This window comes from Mesobacillus thioparans, from assembly GCF_965138835.1.
In the GTDB taxonomy this organism is placed as follows: Bacteria; Bacillota; Bacilli; order Bacillales; family Cytobacillaceae; genus Mesobacillus; species Mesobacillus thioparans.
In genome coordinates this window covers 17,324-34,825 of the sequence record NZ_CBCSFH010000022.1, presented here as the reverse complement: position 1 = coordinate 34,825, position 17,502 = coordinate 17,324, and the positions used below count along the sequence as shown (strand labels likewise).

Here is a 17,502-nt window from a genome sequence, read left to right as displayed (position 1 = left end):
CCCGCAGTCCTCCTTACATTTATTTTCGATTGTGTAATATAGTCTATTTTTTAAATTTCTTTATCCATTTTATCGGCTTAGTAGAATAATTCTTTACTATATTTAGAAATCCTGCCAATTTATTATATAACTTCTCGACGCTTTTTTTAACTGTTTTCGGCAAAAGTTTCCAAAAAAGTAGGAGAATCATCTTAACCGGCTTCCAAACGATGTTTTTCAGCAGCCATAGTAAAACGGTAAGAAGCCATTTCAAAAGGGCATAGAGGCCTCTCCCCGTCAGGAGCAGTAGTGATAGAGCTGTGGCGGCCAGCACTTGCAGCGGCCTGACCACGAGCAGTCTGACAGCTTTCACGAAGAATAGATAGACACTGATGGTAATGGAGATCGCACGCTCGAGCAGCTTCAGGTACATTTTCTTGAACATGCTTTGATAGGCTGCGAAGCCGCATAATAAGGCCAGGAAGATATAGAAACGCAATTCTCCCATATTCACTGAAAATAACACATAAAAAATCGACAAGCCCTGGAACACCCAGAACAGGATGTCGTTGATGAAGACAATCCATGATTTCCGCTTCGCCCTTTTCAGGAACCGGTTATGCGTATCAAGTGAAGCTCCGAATAGGCTGCCCATCCCAATCATGGCGAGCATCGTCAAAAATTGGGTCGACAATGTCATCGGAATAACTTGCTAAAGAATCCTTTAGCTTTCTCCCCATGCTGGTCATCGAGATAGACCAGATCGAAGATTTTCCCCTTGATCGAAACGATACCCTTGTCGACATCCAGGTTCTTCATTTGCAGATTCTGGCCTTTGATTGCCAAGAACCCCATGACCGTCTCCAGCAGGAACTCTTCGTTATCAAAGCTTTCAACCTGCTTTACACCGGTGATTTCCAATGTCCGTCTGCCTCTCATCACTAAGTCATGATCCGGCAAGTTGCTCTTTGTCTGATTCGTTTCATAATATTGGCTCATTTTAACCCCTCACAATCATAATGCACTTTTGTACATGTTTATGATTGGATAAGCCAGAATAGAACAAGCCTTCCGACGAAGCCAGGTTTACTCTTCGTCGTCTCCCGGGATTCGCTCTTCCCCAAGGATCGTATACATTTCCGCCGCTTCTTCCTTACGGGAGTTCTCCTGGATCCGCTCAATTTTAACGGACACGACCTTCTGTCCGAAACGGATCGCCAGTTCATCTCCCGCTTTTACATTTGTGCTCGCTTTTGCCGGCACACCATTGACTGAAATCCTTCCCTGATCGGAAACTTCCTTTGCCAATGTCCGTCTTTTGATCAATCTTGACACTTTTAAAAATTTATCCAGCCTCATCGCAATTAAACCCCTTTTTATAATTTGGTTTGATTTACCTTACAAACCTTGTGTCTTCGCTTCGTCCCAGTAAGCGTCCAACTCCTCGAGAGAATGATCCTCAAGCTTTCGCCCTTTTTCAGCAGCCTTCTGTTCGATGTACGCAAAGCGCCGCATGAATTTCTGGTTCGTTTTGTATAATGCCTCTTCCGGATTAATATCGTAATGCCTCGCGAAGTTCACGAGTGCAAACAACAAATCTCCGTACTCCAGCTGAATGTCATCCAACTGGCCGCTCCCATCAATTTCAGCTGACAGCTCATCGATTTCTTCCTTCACCTTATCGAGGATGGGGGCAACTGTCTTCCAGTCAAAGCCGACTTTTGCTGCTTCTTTTTGCAGTTCATAAGCCTTCAGCAGGTTCGGCAGCCCTTTGCCAGCTCCCTCGAGAAGTGATTTTACGGCTCCGCCTTTTTCCTGCTCCTTGATTTCCTGCCAGTTGCGCAGGACGTCCTCTTCATTTTCTGCTGTCTTGTCGCCAAAAACATGCGGGTGCCTGCGGACCATTTTTGATGATAGCCCTTCGATGACATCATCAATCGAGAAATATCCTTCATCCTCTCCAATCTGGGCATGAAGCATGACCTGCAGCAGAACATCCCCCAATTCCTCAATCATATGGTCAATATCGTCATTGTCGATCGCTTCGAGCAGCTCGTATGATTCTTCAATCAAGTATTTCTTTAAAGACTGGTGGGTTTGCTTTTTATCCCAAGGGCAGCCGTTTGGACCTCGCAGTTCTGATATAATTCCACGTAGCTTCCGAAAATCCTTGTATAAAATCTGTTCATCTTCAACCGGAGGAACATAAACCGATGTCAGATTGCTCAGTTCCATCTCACGGTCGAGTTCATATAATGGAACTTTTTTAATCACTTCCTCACTGCTTCCTGCTGCTGTGACGATGTAGACCTCGTATTCATCCGGCAGTTTTTCCATCAGCGTCAGCTTGACGTCAGAAGCAACAAACGCATCATACACCTGACCGATGATTGTATGGCTCTTCAGCAGCAGGTCTTCTTTTACAAGAGCGGTGCCGTCAAGCAGCTGGAACCCATCGATCGGATCAATCGCAAGTGACTGGAACATCGCATCAAGGAAGCTTTGGCCGCCGCCGATTTCGATTTCCGTTTCACGTTCCGGACCTCGTTCAAGCAAGAGCTGCACGGTCCGCTCCGCAATCAAAGGATGTCCGGGAACAGCATACGTTACAGGTGCCTTGGCAGCTTCCGCCAGCAAGAATTCAGTGATTTCCTCATATACCTCTGCAAACTGGTCATGCTTCTCATAGACCCTGTCGAACGATTGAAACTGCATGCCTTCCTTCTCAAGCACAGCAACGACCGGATGCTCCCTTGTCCGTAAAAACAGGTTCTTCTCCTGCTGCAATTTTTTATATACACCAAACGGCAGCTGGTCAAGGTCGCCCGCTCCCAGTCCGATGATGACAATTTTTTTCGTCATTTCCTGCTTCCTCCTTCTAAAAAGTTAAGGCATTACCTCGAGAACAGCTGCACAATCCGGCTCCCGAATGGCAGCGTCGCCAACTCATCTTCAGTCAAAGCCCTCGTTTTGATCAGTACGAAAAAATAAACAAATGCTCCGATCGCCACTGAGCTTAATGCCTGGAAAATAGCTCCGAGTCTGTCAGGTTCAATATATCCATATCCGAAATCTGTTATAAACAGAAATAATCGCAAAAATACAGCCATCACTGCCGAGGAGAGCAGTATTTTTCCGATAAATACAAGCGATAAAACAGGCCCCCCCAGTTCGCGCCGCAATTTTGCGATCAAGACCATCATGACACCTAGCATGGCAATCAATGTGGCAGAGGCGGCGCCCATCGTACCGTATGGTGGGATGAGGATAAGATTCAATATATATTTAACGCCAAATCCGGCGAGAACGACTGCTGCCGGGAAGAGCGGATGATCCAGCCCCTGGAGAATGCTCATGATCGTCAGGATGACTGAGGCAAATAAAATCATCAGGCTTAAAACCGCCAGCACACTCGATCCATTTGCATTCTCAAACAGCATGATATTCACCGGGACCATGATGCCCGATAAGCCTACCGCAGCAGCCGCGCCAAATACCAGGCTTGTCTGAAGTGCGAGCCTGACTTTCGCGAGGATTCGCTCTTGTCGATCACTACTTGATTTGTCCCCTGAAATCGCCGGTACGAGGCTCAATGACATCGAGGTAGCGACAACAGTCCCAAGCTGGATGAGCGGCTGTCCACGATCAAAGATACCTTTGGCAGTCTTTGCTTCCTCCGCCGTCAGGCCTGTGTCCAACAAGGAAATATACATGTTCAACGAGTCCGCAAGCTGGAACAAGATCAACAGCATGCCGCTGATGCTGATGGCAAAGCCCTGTATGACGAGGGCTTTTACGGCCCAGCCTGCGTCACGGAACAGGTCCTTCGTCTGAAAATGCCTGAATGGGTCTCCACCTTTATTTTTCAAGAAATAAAAGCCAAGCAGCAGCACAGACACCAGCCCTCCGGTGATTGAACCAGAGACAGCTCCGGCTCCTGCCGCATAAAGCGAGAAGCCTTGCTGCACAAGGAATGATGACAAAACCAGGATGGTCGCAACACGGATGAATTGTTCTGAAACCTGGGAAATCGCTGTCGGAACCATATTCCCCTTCCCCTGGAAGTACCCTCGGAACACGGAAATGAATGGGAAGAGCAAAAATGGGAACGATACGACTTTGAATAATGGCTTTAATTCAGGGTCTCCAATTTTTCCGGAAATCCATGATGCGCAAAAAAAGAAGAAAGTGAAAAGCAATACCCCGACCATACCGAGGAACACAAGCGAGATGGCCAGTAAGCGGTCGGCCCTGCCAGGATTCCCGGCGGCCTGCTCCTCTGTGTATAATTTAGAAATGATCACTGGAAATCCATATGTAGATAAAACCATGACAATGCCGAAAAAGGGATATACCTGCTGATAAATATAAAAACCAATGTCACCGACAATATTCTGGAACGGGACACGGTAAACAGCGCTCAAAATTTTTGTAACCAGGGCTGCCAGAGTGAGAATCATGGCTCCCTTCATCAATTCCTTTGAATCTGCAACGGGCTTCATCGCCCATCTCCTTCCAATTTCAGTTTCAAAACGTATTATATCATAGCATGAACATGACAGCTCCAAGCTGTGAAGCCATTTTATCAAATGTAAAATTGCCGTAATATTCGAGGACAAAACAAAAAGCGCAAGCGACTCGAGGGGCTAGGCGCTGGAGCTGGATAAAGAATACCACGGGTAGTTATTCAAAACTAAACAACTTTATAATTTCCTTGAAAACGAAAAGAGGCAGCTTTATCAGCTGCCCATTCAGATATGATAATAATACGGTTAAAACTTTCGATTATTGCTCCATTTGTCTTGCAAGGAAGCCTGCAGCTGTTTCCACTGCTTTCTGTTCGACATCTCCCAGGGATCCTTCTTTAGAGAAGATGATGACAGCCCCGATTGGGTCTCCGTTAGCGATGATCGGCCCGATTGTGTAAGAAGAAATAGCCTCTTCATTTCCATCTACAAGCGCGAAGTTAGATTGCTGGTTCACAAGCGAGGAAGTACGGTCTTCCATTGTCTTTTCGACATGTTCACCGATGTTTTTATTCAAGTAGTCCTTCTTGGAACCGCCTGCCACAGCGATATAAGTATCTCGATCGCAGATCAGTACCGGGTTGCCAAGGCTGTCATACAGCGCTTCAGCATACTCCTTCGCAAAATCGCTCAGTTCGCTGATTGGTGAATACTTCTTGAGGATAACTTCACCATCACGATCCACAAAAATCTCAAGTGGATCTCCTTCACGAATACGAAGGGTTCTTCTAATTTCTTTAGGAATAACGACACGACCTAAATCATCGATTCGACGAACAATACCAGTTGCTTTCATCCAACGTTGCCTCACTTTCATCTGATGATTATTTTTTCGGTAACAATAATGGGTTTATTCATCATCCTTACCAAGATTTGAACTTAGTATCTTTCATATGGAAAGTTCTATACACTTCTCATCATTATTTTCTTTGAAGTGATAAAGGTGCCAAAAACGGATAAACCTTCCAGTCAATTATTGCGTACACACAAAAATTACCCTTGTCTATCTTTTTTGAAACACCTTCTTGTTTTACAGTTGTATTACAAAATATTTCCACATGTTAGGATACTGTATTTTCCTGTTCTTTTTGGGAGTCGTGAAGTCCCTTAACCATCTCGAAAGTGATGTCGAACCAACGATTGTCCTTCAATGCCTTTGTATGGACAACCATCTTCAGCTTGTTGCCTTCCATGCCAAGCCCGACTGCGTTCCGGTACTGGCTGCTCAGCTTGAACACCTTCTGTCCGTCAATCCTGGTGCTTCCATCTTCTGATAAAAGAATCGTCACATCTTGCTTAGCCTGTTTGATGGTTTCCACTCCTGCGGTAATGGCATATACCTTGAGCTCCGCCACCTTGAATAAGGTTTCGACTTCCTGAGGATAATCCCCAAACCGGTCGGTGATTTCTTCTTTCAGCTCATCGATGTCCTTCAATGTCTCGATCCCCCGGAAACGCTTATACATCTCGATTTTTTGATGTCCATCAGAAATATAGCTGTCCGGGATATAGGCATCGAGCTCCAGGTCGATTTCAATCGAAGGCTTGCGCACCTGTTCTTTTTCAGGCTTGCGTTCTTCAATCGCTTCCTTGAGCATTTGCGAATACAGATCAAAACCGACAGAATCAATGAAGCCGTGCTGCTGGGCACCGAGCAGATTTCCGGCACCCCGGATCGATAGGTCGCGCATCGCGATTTTAAATCCAGAGCCGAGTTCAGTGAATTCCTTGATGGCCTGCAGGCGTTTTTCCGCGACCTCAGTAAGAATCTTGTCTTTCCGGTAGGTGAAATAGGCATAGGCGACCCTGTTCGAGCGTCCAACCCTTCCCCGCAGCTGGTAAAGCTGAGAAAGACCCATTTTATCAGCATCATACACGATCAAGGTGTTTACATTCGGGATGTCGACACCGGTTTCGATGATCGTCGTGCTGACAAGGACATCGTATTCTCCTTCAAGGAAACCGAGCATCACCGATTCAAGTTCATTCTCAGTCATCCGGCCGTGGGCAAACGTCACGCGTGCATCCGGCACGAGCATGGAAATCTCTTCAGCCTTCCGTTCGATGTCCTCTACGCGATTATAGAGGAAGTATACTTGTCCGTCCCTCGCCAGTTCGCGCTCGATCGCTTCACGGACGAGTCCCCCGTTATATTCCATGACATAGGTCTGGACAGGAAAACGATTTTCAGGCGGTGTTTCAATGACAGATAGATCCCTGACACCAAGCATCGACATATGCAGCGTCCTCGGGATTGGCGTCGCCGTCAAAGTCAGGACGTCGACATTCGTCTTCAGCTGCTTGATCTTCTCTTTATGGGTAACCCCGAACCGCTGCTCTTCGTCGATGATCAGCAATCCCAGGTCATGATAAATGATTTCTTTTGATAAAAGCCTGTGGGTCCCAACGACAATATCGACGCTGCCAGCTTTCAAGCCCTTGATTGTTTCCGTTTGCTGCTTGCGTGTGCGGAACCTGCTCATGAGGCCAATATTGATCGGGAAATCCTGGAACCGCTCACGGAGCGTTTCATAATGCTGCTGTGCCAGGATCGTCGTCGGCACGAGGAACGCTACCTGCTTTCCGTCCGCGATGGCTTTGAACGCTGCCCTGATGGCAACCTCTGTTTTCCCGTAGCCAACATCTCCGCACAGCAGGCGGTCCATCGGACGTTCACGTTCCATATCCAGCTTGATTTCATGGATGGAACGGATTTGGTCCTCTGTTTCCTGATAAGGGAACGACGATTCGAAATCACGCTGCATCTCTCCATCAGGTGAATAAGCATGGCCGACACTCGCTTCACGCTCTGCATACAGCTTGATCAAATCATCAGCAATATCCTGGACCGAAGATTGCACCTTGCTCTTGACACGCTTCCAGTCACTGCCGCCAAGCTTATAGACCTTTGGCTCTTTCCCTTCTGAGCCGACATATTTCTGAACAAGGTCAATCTGCTCGACAGGGACATACAGCTTATCCGTCCCTTGATAGCGGATATGGAGATAATCCTTATGGATGCCATTGATGACAAGCGTTTCAATGCCAAGATATTTCCCGATACCATGATTGACGTGGACGACATAATCGCCAATCTTCAGTTCCGAATAGCTTTTGATCCGCTCTGCATTCGAAAGCTTCTGCCGTCTTGCCGGCTTCTTTGTTTTCTTGTTGAAAAGCTCTTCTTCCGTGATCACGGCAATCTTCTGGATTGGGAATTCAAAGCCGGTATTCAGGCTTCCCTGGATGATCTGCACCTTCCCGGGCAGCAATTCCTGCTTGCTGCCCACCTTTACAGCATCAATCTCATAATCTTCGAGGACACGCTCGAGCTTCTTGACCCTTTCGGCATCCGGACCGACAAAAATAACGGCATAGTTACCTTTGCGCCAGCGGTCGACTTCACCTTTCAGCACATTCATCTGACCGTGGAAGTTCTGCATCGGCTTGCATGAGATATTGATGATATTCTGCGGGCTTGTGTTTGGCACATGCCGCAAAAATAACGATAAATAGACAATCGGCTTTTGGGTTTTACTCATCAAGTCAGGCAGATGGTGCGAAATTTTTAAATCATGGATGATCTGCCCTTCGCCCAGGAGACTCGTATACCACTCCGCCTCCTCTTTGCTGAGTGACTCATTCATCTCCTGCACCCTGCTGATTTCATCTACAAACAGGAAACCGTTCGACGGCAAGTAATCTATTAAACTTTGAGGCTTTTCGTACGCAATCGATAAGTATTTGAACACTTGATCCGGCTTCTGCCCATTGCGAAGCTGCTCCAGCTCATAGCCGATATTTTGTGACATCAATGTCTTCGCTTTGTCATCCTTGAGTTTCTTCAGGCTTTTCGCCAGGCCTTCTTTTATGCCTGAAACCATCCGTTCCAGCTGTTCCTGCTCAATCGGATTCTCCGTCGCCGGCCCGATTGCCACGGCTTTCATTTTTTCTTTCGAGCGCTGATCCTCAAGCGAGAACGTCCGGATCGAATCTACCTCCGTGTCAAACAGTTCGATCCTGATTGGGTCAGCAGAAGTAAGCGGATAGATATCAATGATTCCGCCGCGGACACTGAACTCGCCTGGCGCTGATACCATGTCCGCCCTTACATAGCCCATGCTGACAAACCGGTTCAATACGGATTCCAGTTCTATTTCTTCGCCAAGCTTGAATGACAGCTGGAATGTGGACCAAAGCTCCTTCGGCGGCAGCAGCTTTCTCAGTCCCGCCATCGGAACAATCACAATCCCCGTTTTCTTTTTGCTCCAGTAGTTCAATGCTTCGATCCGCTGCGCTTTAAGCTCCGGACTGGAAATGCTGATCTCAGCAGCAATCAGTTCATTGGCCGGATATAGATAGACATCATTTTCCCCTACTAAATTCACCAGGTCATCATATAGCTTTTGAGCTTGCAATAAATTATGTGTCACAATCAGGACGGGGCGCTTCGTCTGTTCGTAAATCGCCGCTAAAAAGACCGTCCTTGCCGATCCGGACAGGCCTGCGACGAGCTGTTCCCTGAGACCCGCATCCATTCCGGAAATGACAGATTGGACATCATCCTGATGACTAAAAAGAGCTTTCAGCCCCTGCATCCAAACCTCTCCCTCTCTTTTTAAAAATGGCTTTATTCAAAAGGCTGTTGATTTTCATACCAGGTGCTTCGCTTTCCGCGAGCCTGGTTGGTCATAGCCCATTAAGCTTTTCCTGACACGAATATCGAAAACAGAAAAATGCTTTGGATGTGGAATCCAAAGCTTGTCAGTGAATCAGGTAGTCATGCTGGTGGAAATCCGGATTGCGTTCCAGGGCTTCCTGACAATCTTCACAGATCGATTGTATATGGATGTCGCCATTGCCTGCGTATGAAACCATCTGCTGGCGTTCTTCCTCTGTCAGCTTGTGCAACCCTAAGCTTTCACTGTGGACAGACAACCTGTCCAATGAGCCGATATTGGTGCCGCAATGACGGCAATGATAATGTATAGCCATGCCCGTCCCTCCCAAATTAAGTCATTATTCATTATTATTGACCCGTTGTGAGGAACTTATGCACTTAGCCTATTGTATGATTCTATTTTAACATTATATTACCTAATCAGAAGATTGACATGGTTTATTGTGCCAGCTTCCCTGATTGAATTTTACTGGTTAAACGTATTCATTACTTCCAGGAACGGCTTCTTGACCCACGCTTCACAAGCATCAGCGGATTTCTGCACAGCTTCATTCATCTGTTCCTTTTCTTCCGCGGTAAATCGGCCAAGGACCCAATCCGTAATCGCCATTCCGTTCGTCGGACGGCTGATGCCCACCCTGATCCTTTTGAATTCCTGTGTTCCTGTATGGGCGATGGTGGACTTAATTCCATTATGGCCCCCTGCACTTCCCTTTTGACGCAAGCGGATTCTGCCAGTAGGCATATCCAGGTCATCGTAGATTACGACTAAATCTTCCACATCCATATCATAAAAATCCATGACAGCCCTAATTGATTCTCCCGACAGATTCATATAGGTTAACGGCTTAAGAAGGATGACCTTTTCTCCGCCCACAAATCCCTTTCCATATAACCCTTTATGTTTTGCCTGGTCCAATGGGATATTCCAACGTTTTGATAATTCATCAATGACTTCAAAGCCGATATTATGCCTTGTCTGGTCATATTGTCTTCCTGGATTCCCAAGCCCCACGAATAATTTCAACTTTCCACACCCCTAACCAAAAGCTTAAGGTTTTCGGCTTTCCCTCGCTCAGAGATTACCAGAAAAACCATCCTTATCTAATGTACATGAAAACCGCAAAAGACGTAACCCTTTCAGGCTACGTCCAGTGCATCTTTATTCTTCGCTTGCTTCCGTTTCTCTTCCTTCTTCATTTTCAGGTGCTCCTGGTTCTTGTTCTTCACCGGAGTTGATTTCTTCTTCCACCTTAGGAGGAAGGATCGAAACGACTACTGTGCTTTCATCATCGTTTAATTCGTATTTTCCTGTCTTCACATCAGCCAGCGTCAGGTTTTCGCCGACCTGCAGGTTCGTGATATCCACATCGATCGACTGCGGAATATTCCCTGGTGTCGCCGTAATATTAACCTCATGGAGCGGCTGCTGAAGGACGCCTCCATCCTTCACACCGGCTGCGTCGCCAACCAGGTTCACCCGGACGCTTGTATGGACCTTGGAACTCTTGTCCACTGCGAGGAAATCAGCATGCAAAATTTCATTTTTAACATGGTCCTGATGGTAATCAGTAAGCATGACATCCTGCTTGTTGCCATTGACATCAAGCGATATAATACCATTTCTGCCATTTTCGCGTATCGTTTTGATGAATTCGATACCGTCTACAGAAATCGACTGATTCTCTGTATTCCTTCCGTATACGACAGCAGGGATTTTCCCCTCTTGTCTTAATTTCCTCAAGGCAGAACGTTGAGCATTTGTGCGTTCATTTGCTTTCAATAATGCACCCATGATTTTGTCCCCTTCCTATTTCGTAAGTACTTGTCTATATAAAAAATGCCCCAAAACAGGAAGGTCTAAACGTTATAATTAGAAAAGCGGAGGCGACTGCTCAACTCCGACAAGCGCTGGAGGGCCTGACAGTGAAGTCGGTCTTTGACTTCATTGGCAGGACCGAAACCGAAAAGTATAGCCGAATGTCCAGAAACACAGAAACTGGAGACTCCGACAAAGAAGCGCTTTTTGCTTCTGCCGGCGGAGTTGAAGTTTCTGTGTTTCTAGGAGGCGAAACTAGCCGCAGCTGGACACAAACGGAAGCATCTTTATCAGCATTTGCTGTAAAACACGAATAAACAAGAGTAGGCTTGCCGATTGGCAAGCCTGTCATCCCTTTATAAAATCAATCAAACAATGTGCTGACGGATTGCTCTTCATGGACGCGGATAATCGCTTCCCCGATCAGTGGAGCAACAGACAGCTGGTGGATTTTTTCAACGCGCTTTTCTTCAGCAAGTGCGATTGAGTTTGTCACAACCAGTTCTTTAATCTTGGAGTTTTCGATACGCTCAATTGCAGGACCTGACAATACAGGGTGCGTACAGCAAGCGTAAACTTCTTGTGCACCATTTTCAACCAGCGCATTGGCAGCCAACGTAATCGTTCCTGCAGTATCAATAATATCGTCAATCAAGATGGCAACCTTGCCTTCAATATTACCAACGATATTCATGACTTCAGCCACGTTTGGCTTTGGACGGCGCTTATCGATGATCGCGATTGGCGCTTTCAGTCTTTCAGCCATCTTTCTTGCACGAGTAACACCGCCATGGTCAGGAGATACAATGACAACGTCACCGTTCAATTCCTTGCTCTTGAAATGGTCCGCAAGAATCGGCACACCCATCAGGTGATCGATTGGAATATCGAAGAAGCCCTGAATTTGCGGAGCGTGAAGGTCAAGTGTGATCACGCGGGTAGCACCGGCAGTCTCAAGCAGGTTCGCTACAAGCTTGGCTGTGATTGGTTCACGAGCGCGGGCTTTGCGGTCCTGGCGTGCATATCCATAGTAAGGCATAACAATATTGATTGTTTTAGCTGAAGCACGCTTTAAAGCATCAATCATGATCAGCAATTCCATGATGTTCTCATTTACCGGAGAGCTTGTTGACTGGATGACATATACATCACAGCCGCGGATGCTCTCTTCGATATTGATCTGTATTTCTCCGTCGCTAAACTGGGATACAGAACATTTTCCGAGCTCGACTCCGATGACGTTCGCGATTTCCTGGGCAAGTTCTACGTTTGAGTTAAGTGAAAAAACCTTCAAATTTGGATCAAGATACTGGTTTGACATTGGGGACCTCCAAGACTCTTATTTCTTTACGTTCATTTTCCCTACATAATCTTCTTTGTTGACTTGGCGGGCACGCGCAAGCGCAAGTGCTTCACCTGGGACATCTTCAGTGATTGTCGAACCGGCCGCAACATATGCGCCTTTGCCGATTGTCACTGGTGCAACAAGATTTGAATTACAGCCAATGAATACGCCATCCTCAATTTTGGTCAGGAACTTATTTTTGCCATCATAATTCACTGTGATCGAGCCGCAGCCGATGTTCACGTCAGCGCCGACTTCTGCATCACCGATATAGCTTAAGTGGGAAGCCTTGCTTCCTTTTCCAAATACAGCTTTTTTAATTTCGACAAAGTTGCCGATCTTGACTTCATCATGGATATCTGAATCTGGCCTGATATGCGCAAAAGGTCCAATATTGACTTCGGAGCCAATCTTGCTGTCGAAGGCCGCTGATTGACGGATAACTGTATTGTTTCCAATCTCGCAGCTGCTAATTTCAGTATTTGGTCCAATCTGGCATTCAGAACCGATGACGGTGCTGCCGGAAAGTGTCGTTCCCGGGAAAATGACGGTGTCCTGGCCGATTGCCACATCCGGGCCAATATAGGTGTTATCAGGATCGATAATCGAAACACCATTGCGCATATGGAACTCATTGATCCGCTTTTTCATCGTGCGTTCTGCCTCGGCAAGAGCAACACGATCATTTACGCCAAGCGTTTCAGCGAAGTTCTCTGTGACAAATGCCGACACGATTTCACCCTGGTTTTTCAGGATCTCGATGACATCTGGAAGATAGTATTCCCCCTGAACGTTATCATTCGATACATTCTGGATCGCTTCGAAAAGCATCTTGTTATCGAAGCAGTATGTACCAGTGTTGATTTCATTGATGGCTCTTTCCTGCTCGTTCGCATCTTTATGCTCGACGATCTTTTCGACAAAACCTTCTGCATTACGGACGATACGGCCGTAGCCAGTCGGGTTTTCCGCTCTTGCAGTCAGGATGGTCGCTTTGGCGCTTGTCTCTTCATGGTGCTTGAAAAGAGCTTCCATTGTTTCTCCCTTGATCAGCGGAGTATCACCGCATACGACGATGGTGACTCCTTCCTTATCAGCAAGCATTTCACTCGCCTGCTGTACAGCGTGGGCTGTTCCCAGCTGTTCAGCCTGCAGGGCATACTGGCTATCCTCGCCAAGCTGCTCTTTCACCTTTTCGGCGCCATGACCGACAATGGTCACGATTTCGTTTATATCAAGACTTTTCACCTGGTCAATTACATGCTGTACCATTGGCTTGCCGCATACAGGGTGAAGCACCTTATACAATTTGGACTTCATTCTTGTTCCCTGACCGGCTGCCAATATGATTGCATAACGATTAGACATTAGCAGGCCTCCAATTTACCTTTTTATCCATTACGAATATATCTTAAATAGCCGGGCATTTCAAGAATAGAAGAACAAGTACAATTATTTGTCAGTTTAGGGGGCAAGGTATTTTATGAAGAAAACGGAGAATATTTCGCGTTAAAAAGTTTAGCGGAGGGACAATCAGGGTAAGTAAAAAGAGCCTTACTTATGCAGCAGGCTCTTGATGTTATACACTTTTATATTCTAGGAAGCGCCCGCTTCTTCGAATTCAACTTCTAATTCACCTAAACGGTGGTATTCTGCCAAAACAGCATCCTGGATTTTTCCGCGTGTACCCGAGTTGATCGGATGCGCGATATCACGGAACTCGCCATCAGGAGTGCGTTTACTTGGCATTGCAACAAATAGGCCGTTGTTTCCATCAATCACCCTGATATCATGGACAACAAACTCGTTGTCAAGCGTGATGGAAGCGATCGCTCTCATCCGTCCATCTGTATTAACGCGGCGTAATCTTACGTCAGTTACTTCCATTCTGTTCACCACCTTTACAAATAGATAAAATTCTAGTTAAATAATTCCACGTAGAAATCTAATCTCCTTCTTTTACAAGAAAATTTTTTCGGAAAAGTAGGGCAAATTTGTGAACTTTTTTAAGAGGAAAGCCTTTACAATTCTGCAAACCCTTATAAAATAGGCTTTTTTGGCTATTGACGCCGGTGAAAAAACTCTTAAAAAACTTCTATATAATCACGTATTTATTTTCAATCCAGAAAAAAGTTTTGTCTTAATAATGTTCATGAGTTTAAAATTTGATGGACTATTCGTCTTAGAACCGGTCTAGTGCCCGTCAAACCGCTTTTTCTCACTTCACGGGCACATACATTTCCCCTCCTTGTGATTCATTCCAACCTTTTTTCAAATTGTTCATTTTTTAAAAGACAAAAAAAACGCCCGTTATTTAACGAGCGCTACTACTTCGATTTCAACCAGGGCGTCTTTTGGCAATCTTGCCACTTCGACTGTGGAGCGTGCTGGTTTATGTTCATTGAAATACTCAGCATATACTTCATTCAATTGAGCGAATTCATCCATATTCTTGATGAACACAGTTGCTTTCACGACTGTTTCAAGCGATGCCCCTGCAGCTTCCAGCACAGCTTTCAGGTTTTTGAAGACCTGATGAGTCTGGGCCTGGATATCGCCTTCGACCATTACACCCTCAGGAGTCAATGGAATCTGGCCTGAGCTGTAAAAAAGATTGTTCACTACTACTCCTTGAGAGTAGGGTCCGATTGCTGCCGGCGCGTTGGAAGTTTGTACAATATTCATATTGTCACCTCATTATTTTATTCGTCAGAACAACTATTCTTTACGGACAAAGTAATTTCCTTCACTAACAGTGATTTTTCTTTCTTTTACATCAACGTCGGAAAGCCTGACAAGTGAAAGATATTCATCGACAAGTCTTTCTTCGATGTTTTCCGATTCGACCAAAACTGCGATTCCCGCCAATTTCGCATTAAACTCCTCCAGCAGGTTGATCATTCCGTTGACCGTACCGCCAGCCTTCATGAAGTCATCCACAATCAGAACCTTGGAGCCTTCCGCAAGACTGCGCTTCGATAAGACCATCGTCTGGATCCTTTTGGATGAGCCGGAGACATAATTGATGCTGACTGTGGAACCTTCTGTCACTTTGCTGTCCCTTCTGACAATCACAACCGGTACATTAAGATTGCTTGCGACTGCGTAGGCAATCGGGATTCCTTTTGTCGCCACTGTCATGACCACTTCAATGTCTTTTTCGGCAAAGGCAGATGCCAGCAGACGTCCGACCTCCTGGACTATCGCCGGATTGCCAAGGATATCATTCATGAATAGATACCCCCCCGGAAGCAGTCTGTCAGGTGTGGCCATGATCGTGCACAGTTCATCGATGACTGTCCTCGCCTTTTCGTCGCTGACATGGACGTGGAACTTCACTCCTCCAGCTGCCCCTGGCACGGTCTGGAGGACACCGATTCCCCGTTGTTCAAATGTTTCTTTGATGATTCCGAGATCTTCGCTGATCGAGGACTTTGCTGAACCATACTTCTCGGCAAAATAGGTTAACGGCACCAATTGACGGGGATGTTCCAGTAAATAAGTTGTCATATCGATCAAACGCTCGCTGCGTCGAAATTTCATTCAAGAACCTCCAAAAATCCGAATATTTAAGGTTAATATACCATTATTATACGGATTTAATCAAGGGTATGGCGTTCCCCCAGCATCCTTACCGCAAATACCTGGTCACAAAAGCCGCGCAATCCGTTATAAATGCGATGCATACGAGAATCGTGGGCCACAAGGCTGAAAACCGTCGGGCCGCTTCCGCTCATCAACACGGCATCTGCACCGAAACGCTTCATCTGATCTTTAATTTGTGCGACCTCGGGATATAGGGAAAGCGTCACATCTTCCAGGACATTACCGACACTGTTGCAGACGCCTTTAAAATCACCCTCTTCAATCGCTGAGATCATTTTTTTTGTAGACGGATGCTGGACTTTTTCTACATTAAGGCGGCGATAAACTTCAGCGGTCGATACACCAATAAAAGGCTTCGCCAAAACGACCCAGCACGTTGGCGGCGCAGGCAGCGCTTCAATGATTTCCCCTCGCCCTGTGGCCAGCGCTGTTCCTCCGTAGACACAGAAGGACACATCCGAACCAATTTCTGCGCCAAGCACCGCCAGCTCGTCCAATGACAGACCGAGGTTCCACAGCTTGTTCAATCCCCTTAAAGTCGCTGCTGCATCACTGCTCCCGCCAGCTAGACCTGCTGCTACCGGGATTGTCTTTTCAATCCCGATCATCACGCCTTTCTTCACCTGGAACCTCTCTTTTAACAGATGGGCTGCCTGGTAAGCAAGGTTCCGCTGGTCATCCGGAACAAATCGATTATGGGAATGGATCTTGATCCTGTCTTCTTCTAATAAACTAAGCTCAATGCGGTCAGCCAGATCAATCGTCGTCATCACCATTTCCACCTCATGGTAACCGTCCGGACGTTTATGCAAAACATCAAGGGACAAATTGATTTTTGCTGGCGCCTTCACTAAAATCTTCACAACTTCCACCTACTTTTACACGAATTCCACATTTTGTCCTATTTTACCACAAAAAGAAAAGAAAAGCGCAAGCACCTTTTTCAGCCCCGACAAGCGCTGGAGCTGGACATTTATCTAATTTAAAACAATACATACTGAAATTAAAATAAGTAATACTCCTCTACAGAAACATTCCTCTATTTTATCATTTGCTCATTGGCGAATACAGTCATTTCACAAAGAATTAGGATTACAGGGATTACAGGGATCAAACGCAAAAAAGCCGGAGCAAAGGCCCCGGCACCGTGATGGATCTGAATTATATTGGCCACTGTCAGGAACAGTTTTACGGCAGTTTACAAAGAATGTCTATCTCAATCAGCGGTTCTGGTTCGCAAGCTGCTGTTCAGCCAGTTCAATCGCCCGTTTTACCATGTTGCCTGCGTCCCTGGCCCTGATTCCGCCCCATCCTTCATTCTGGACGACATCATAAAAGCCGAGCTCCTTCGCAAGCTCTTCCTTCATCCTGTCAGACATAATCCCTCTTCTTCTGCCCAATACTACCATCTCCTTTTCACCATCACGGCATTCTTAGTATTTTTGGGAAAGGAGATTTTCATGTACACCTTATTTATCCTGTTACCTTTTAAAAATGGGCAAAATAAAAAGCAGCTAACCCGAGAGTCCACTGCCTGTACTGCATT

At 46.1% G+C, this 17,502-nt stretch carries 18 protein-coding genes; 1 reads left to right on the top strand and 17 read right to left on the bottom strand.

Annotated features, from left to right (window positions below; genetic code table 11):
• Positions 1-43 precede the first annotated feature (43 nt).
• The 10 genes from yabQ to ACNAZ4_RS22600 form a co-directional block, all read right to left on the bottom strand.
• Positions 44-679, bottom strand: a complete 636-nt coding sequence (gene yabQ, locus ACNAZ4_RS22645; RefSeq protein WP_415818354.1) for a spore cortex biosynthesis protein YabQ — start codon at positions 677-679, stop codon at positions 44-46.
• Positions 676-978 (bottom strand): sporulation protein YabP, encoded by a 303-nt coding sequence (yabP, locus tag ACNAZ4_RS22640; RefSeq protein WP_214710346.1) that lies wholly within the window; start codon positions 976-978, stop codon positions 676-678. Before yabP ends, yabQ begins: the two co-directional genes overlap by 4 nt.
• A gap of 87 nt (positions 979-1,065) precedes the next feature.
• Positions 1,066-1,338, bottom strand: coding sequence for an RNA-binding S4 domain-containing protein (locus ACNAZ4_RS22635; RefSeq protein WP_214710345.1), 273 nt, complete (start codon positions 1,336-1,338; stop codon positions 1,066-1,068).
• Positions 1,339-1,377: 39 nt separating this feature from the next.
• A complete protein-coding gene (gene yabN, locus ACNAZ4_RS22630; protein WP_415818351.1) occupies positions 1,378-2,841 on the bottom strand; it encodes a bifunctional methyltransferase/pyrophosphohydrolase YabN in 1,464 nt (487 codons plus the stop codon).
• A gap of 32 nt (positions 2,842-2,873) precedes the next feature.
• Positions 2,874-4,481: a putative polysaccharide biosynthesis protein gene (locus tag ACNAZ4_RS22625; RefSeq protein WP_415818349.1), complete on the bottom strand. Its 1,608-nt coding sequence runs from the start codon at positions 4,479-4,481 to the stop codon at positions 2,874-2,876.
• Between the two features lie 283 nt (positions 4,482-4,764).
• Positions 4,765-5,301, bottom strand: a complete 537-nt coding sequence (spoVT, locus tag ACNAZ4_RS22620) for a stage V sporulation protein T (RefSeq protein WP_415818347.1) — start codon at positions 5,299-5,301, stop codon at positions 4,765-4,767.
• A 265-nt stretch (positions 5,302-5,566) separates the two neighbouring features.
• The gene (gene mfd, locus ACNAZ4_RS22615) at positions 5,567-9,103 is read right to left on the bottom strand and encodes a transcription-repair coupling factor (RefSeq protein WP_415818345.1); all 3,537 of its coding nucleotides are present in this window, start codon (positions 9,101-9,103) and stop codon (positions 5,567-5,569) included.
• A 166-nt stretch (positions 9,104-9,269) separates the two neighbouring features.
• A complete protein-coding gene (locus tag ACNAZ4_RS22610; protein WP_415818343.1) occupies positions 9,270-9,500 on the bottom strand; it encodes an anti-sigma-F factor Fin family protein in 231 nt (76 codons plus the stop codon).
• Between the two features lie 152 nt (positions 9,501-9,652).
• Positions 9,653-10,213, bottom strand: a complete 561-nt coding sequence (gene pth, locus ACNAZ4_RS22605; protein ID WP_415818341.1) for an aminoacyl-tRNA hydrolase — start codon at positions 10,211-10,213, stop codon at positions 9,653-9,655.
• Positions 10,214-10,348: 135 nt separating this feature from the next.
• Positions 10,349-10,981 carry a 50S ribosomal protein L25/general stress protein Ctc gene (locus tag ACNAZ4_RS22600; RefSeq protein ID WP_415818339.1) on the bottom strand — a complete coding sequence of 211 codons (633 nt, stop codon included), beginning with the start codon at positions 10,979-10,981 and terminating at the stop codon, positions 10,349-10,351.
• Positions 10,982-11,112: 131 nt separating this feature from the next.
• Here ACNAZ4_RS22600 and ACNAZ4_RS22595 point away from each other — a divergent pair, with 131 nt between their 5' ends.
• Positions 11,113-11,322, top strand: a complete 210-nt coding sequence (locus tag ACNAZ4_RS22595) for a hypothetical protein (RefSeq protein ID WP_415818337.1) — start codon at positions 11,113-11,115, stop codon at positions 11,320-11,322.
• A gap of 47 nt (positions 11,323-11,369) precedes the next feature.
• Here the strand turns inward: ACNAZ4_RS22595 and ACNAZ4_RS22590 are convergent, their stop codons facing one another.
• From ACNAZ4_RS22590 to ACNAZ4_RS22560, 7 genes are all read right to left on the bottom strand, one after another.
• Positions 11,370-12,326, bottom strand: coding sequence for a ribose-phosphate diphosphokinase (locus tag ACNAZ4_RS22590; RefSeq protein WP_415818335.1), 957 nt, complete (start codon positions 12,324-12,326; stop codon positions 11,370-11,372).
• 18 nt (positions 12,327-12,344) lie between these two features.
• Complete coding sequence (gene glmU, locus ACNAZ4_RS22585; RefSeq protein ID WP_415818333.1) at positions 12,345-13,718, bottom strand: bifunctional UDP-N-acetylglucosamine diphosphorylase/glucosamine-1-phosphate N-acetyltransferase GlmU; 1,374 nt, start codon at positions 13,716-13,718, stop codon at positions 12,345-12,347.
• 228 nt (positions 13,719-13,946) lie between these two features.
• A complete protein-coding gene (spoVG, locus tag ACNAZ4_RS22580; RefSeq protein ID WP_023613316.1) occupies positions 13,947-14,237 on the bottom strand; it encodes a septation regulator SpoVG in 291 nt (96 codons plus the stop codon).
• Between the two features lie 423 nt (positions 14,238-14,660).
• Positions 14,661-15,035, bottom strand: a complete 375-nt coding sequence (locus ACNAZ4_RS22575; protein WP_079504186.1) for a RidA family protein — start codon at positions 15,033-15,035, stop codon at positions 14,661-14,663.
• 33 nt (positions 15,036-15,068) lie between these two features.
• A complete protein-coding gene (gene purR, locus ACNAZ4_RS22570) occupies positions 15,069-15,893 on the bottom strand; it encodes a pur operon repressor (protein WP_415818331.1) in 825 nt (274 codons plus the stop codon).
• 56 nt (positions 15,894-15,949) lie between these two features.
• Complete coding sequence (ispE, locus tag ACNAZ4_RS22565) at positions 15,950-16,819, bottom strand: 4-(cytidine 5'-diphospho)-2-C-methyl-D-erythritol kinase (protein ID WP_415818329.1); 870 nt, start codon at positions 16,817-16,819, stop codon at positions 15,950-15,952.
• Between the two features lie 357 nt (positions 16,820-17,176).
• Entirely contained in the window at positions 17,177-17,356 is a 180-nt protein-coding gene (locus tag ACNAZ4_RS22560; RefSeq protein WP_415818327.1) for a small, acid-soluble spore protein, alpha/beta type, read from the bottom strand.
• Between the last annotated feature and the right edge of the window lie 146 nt (positions 17,357-17,502).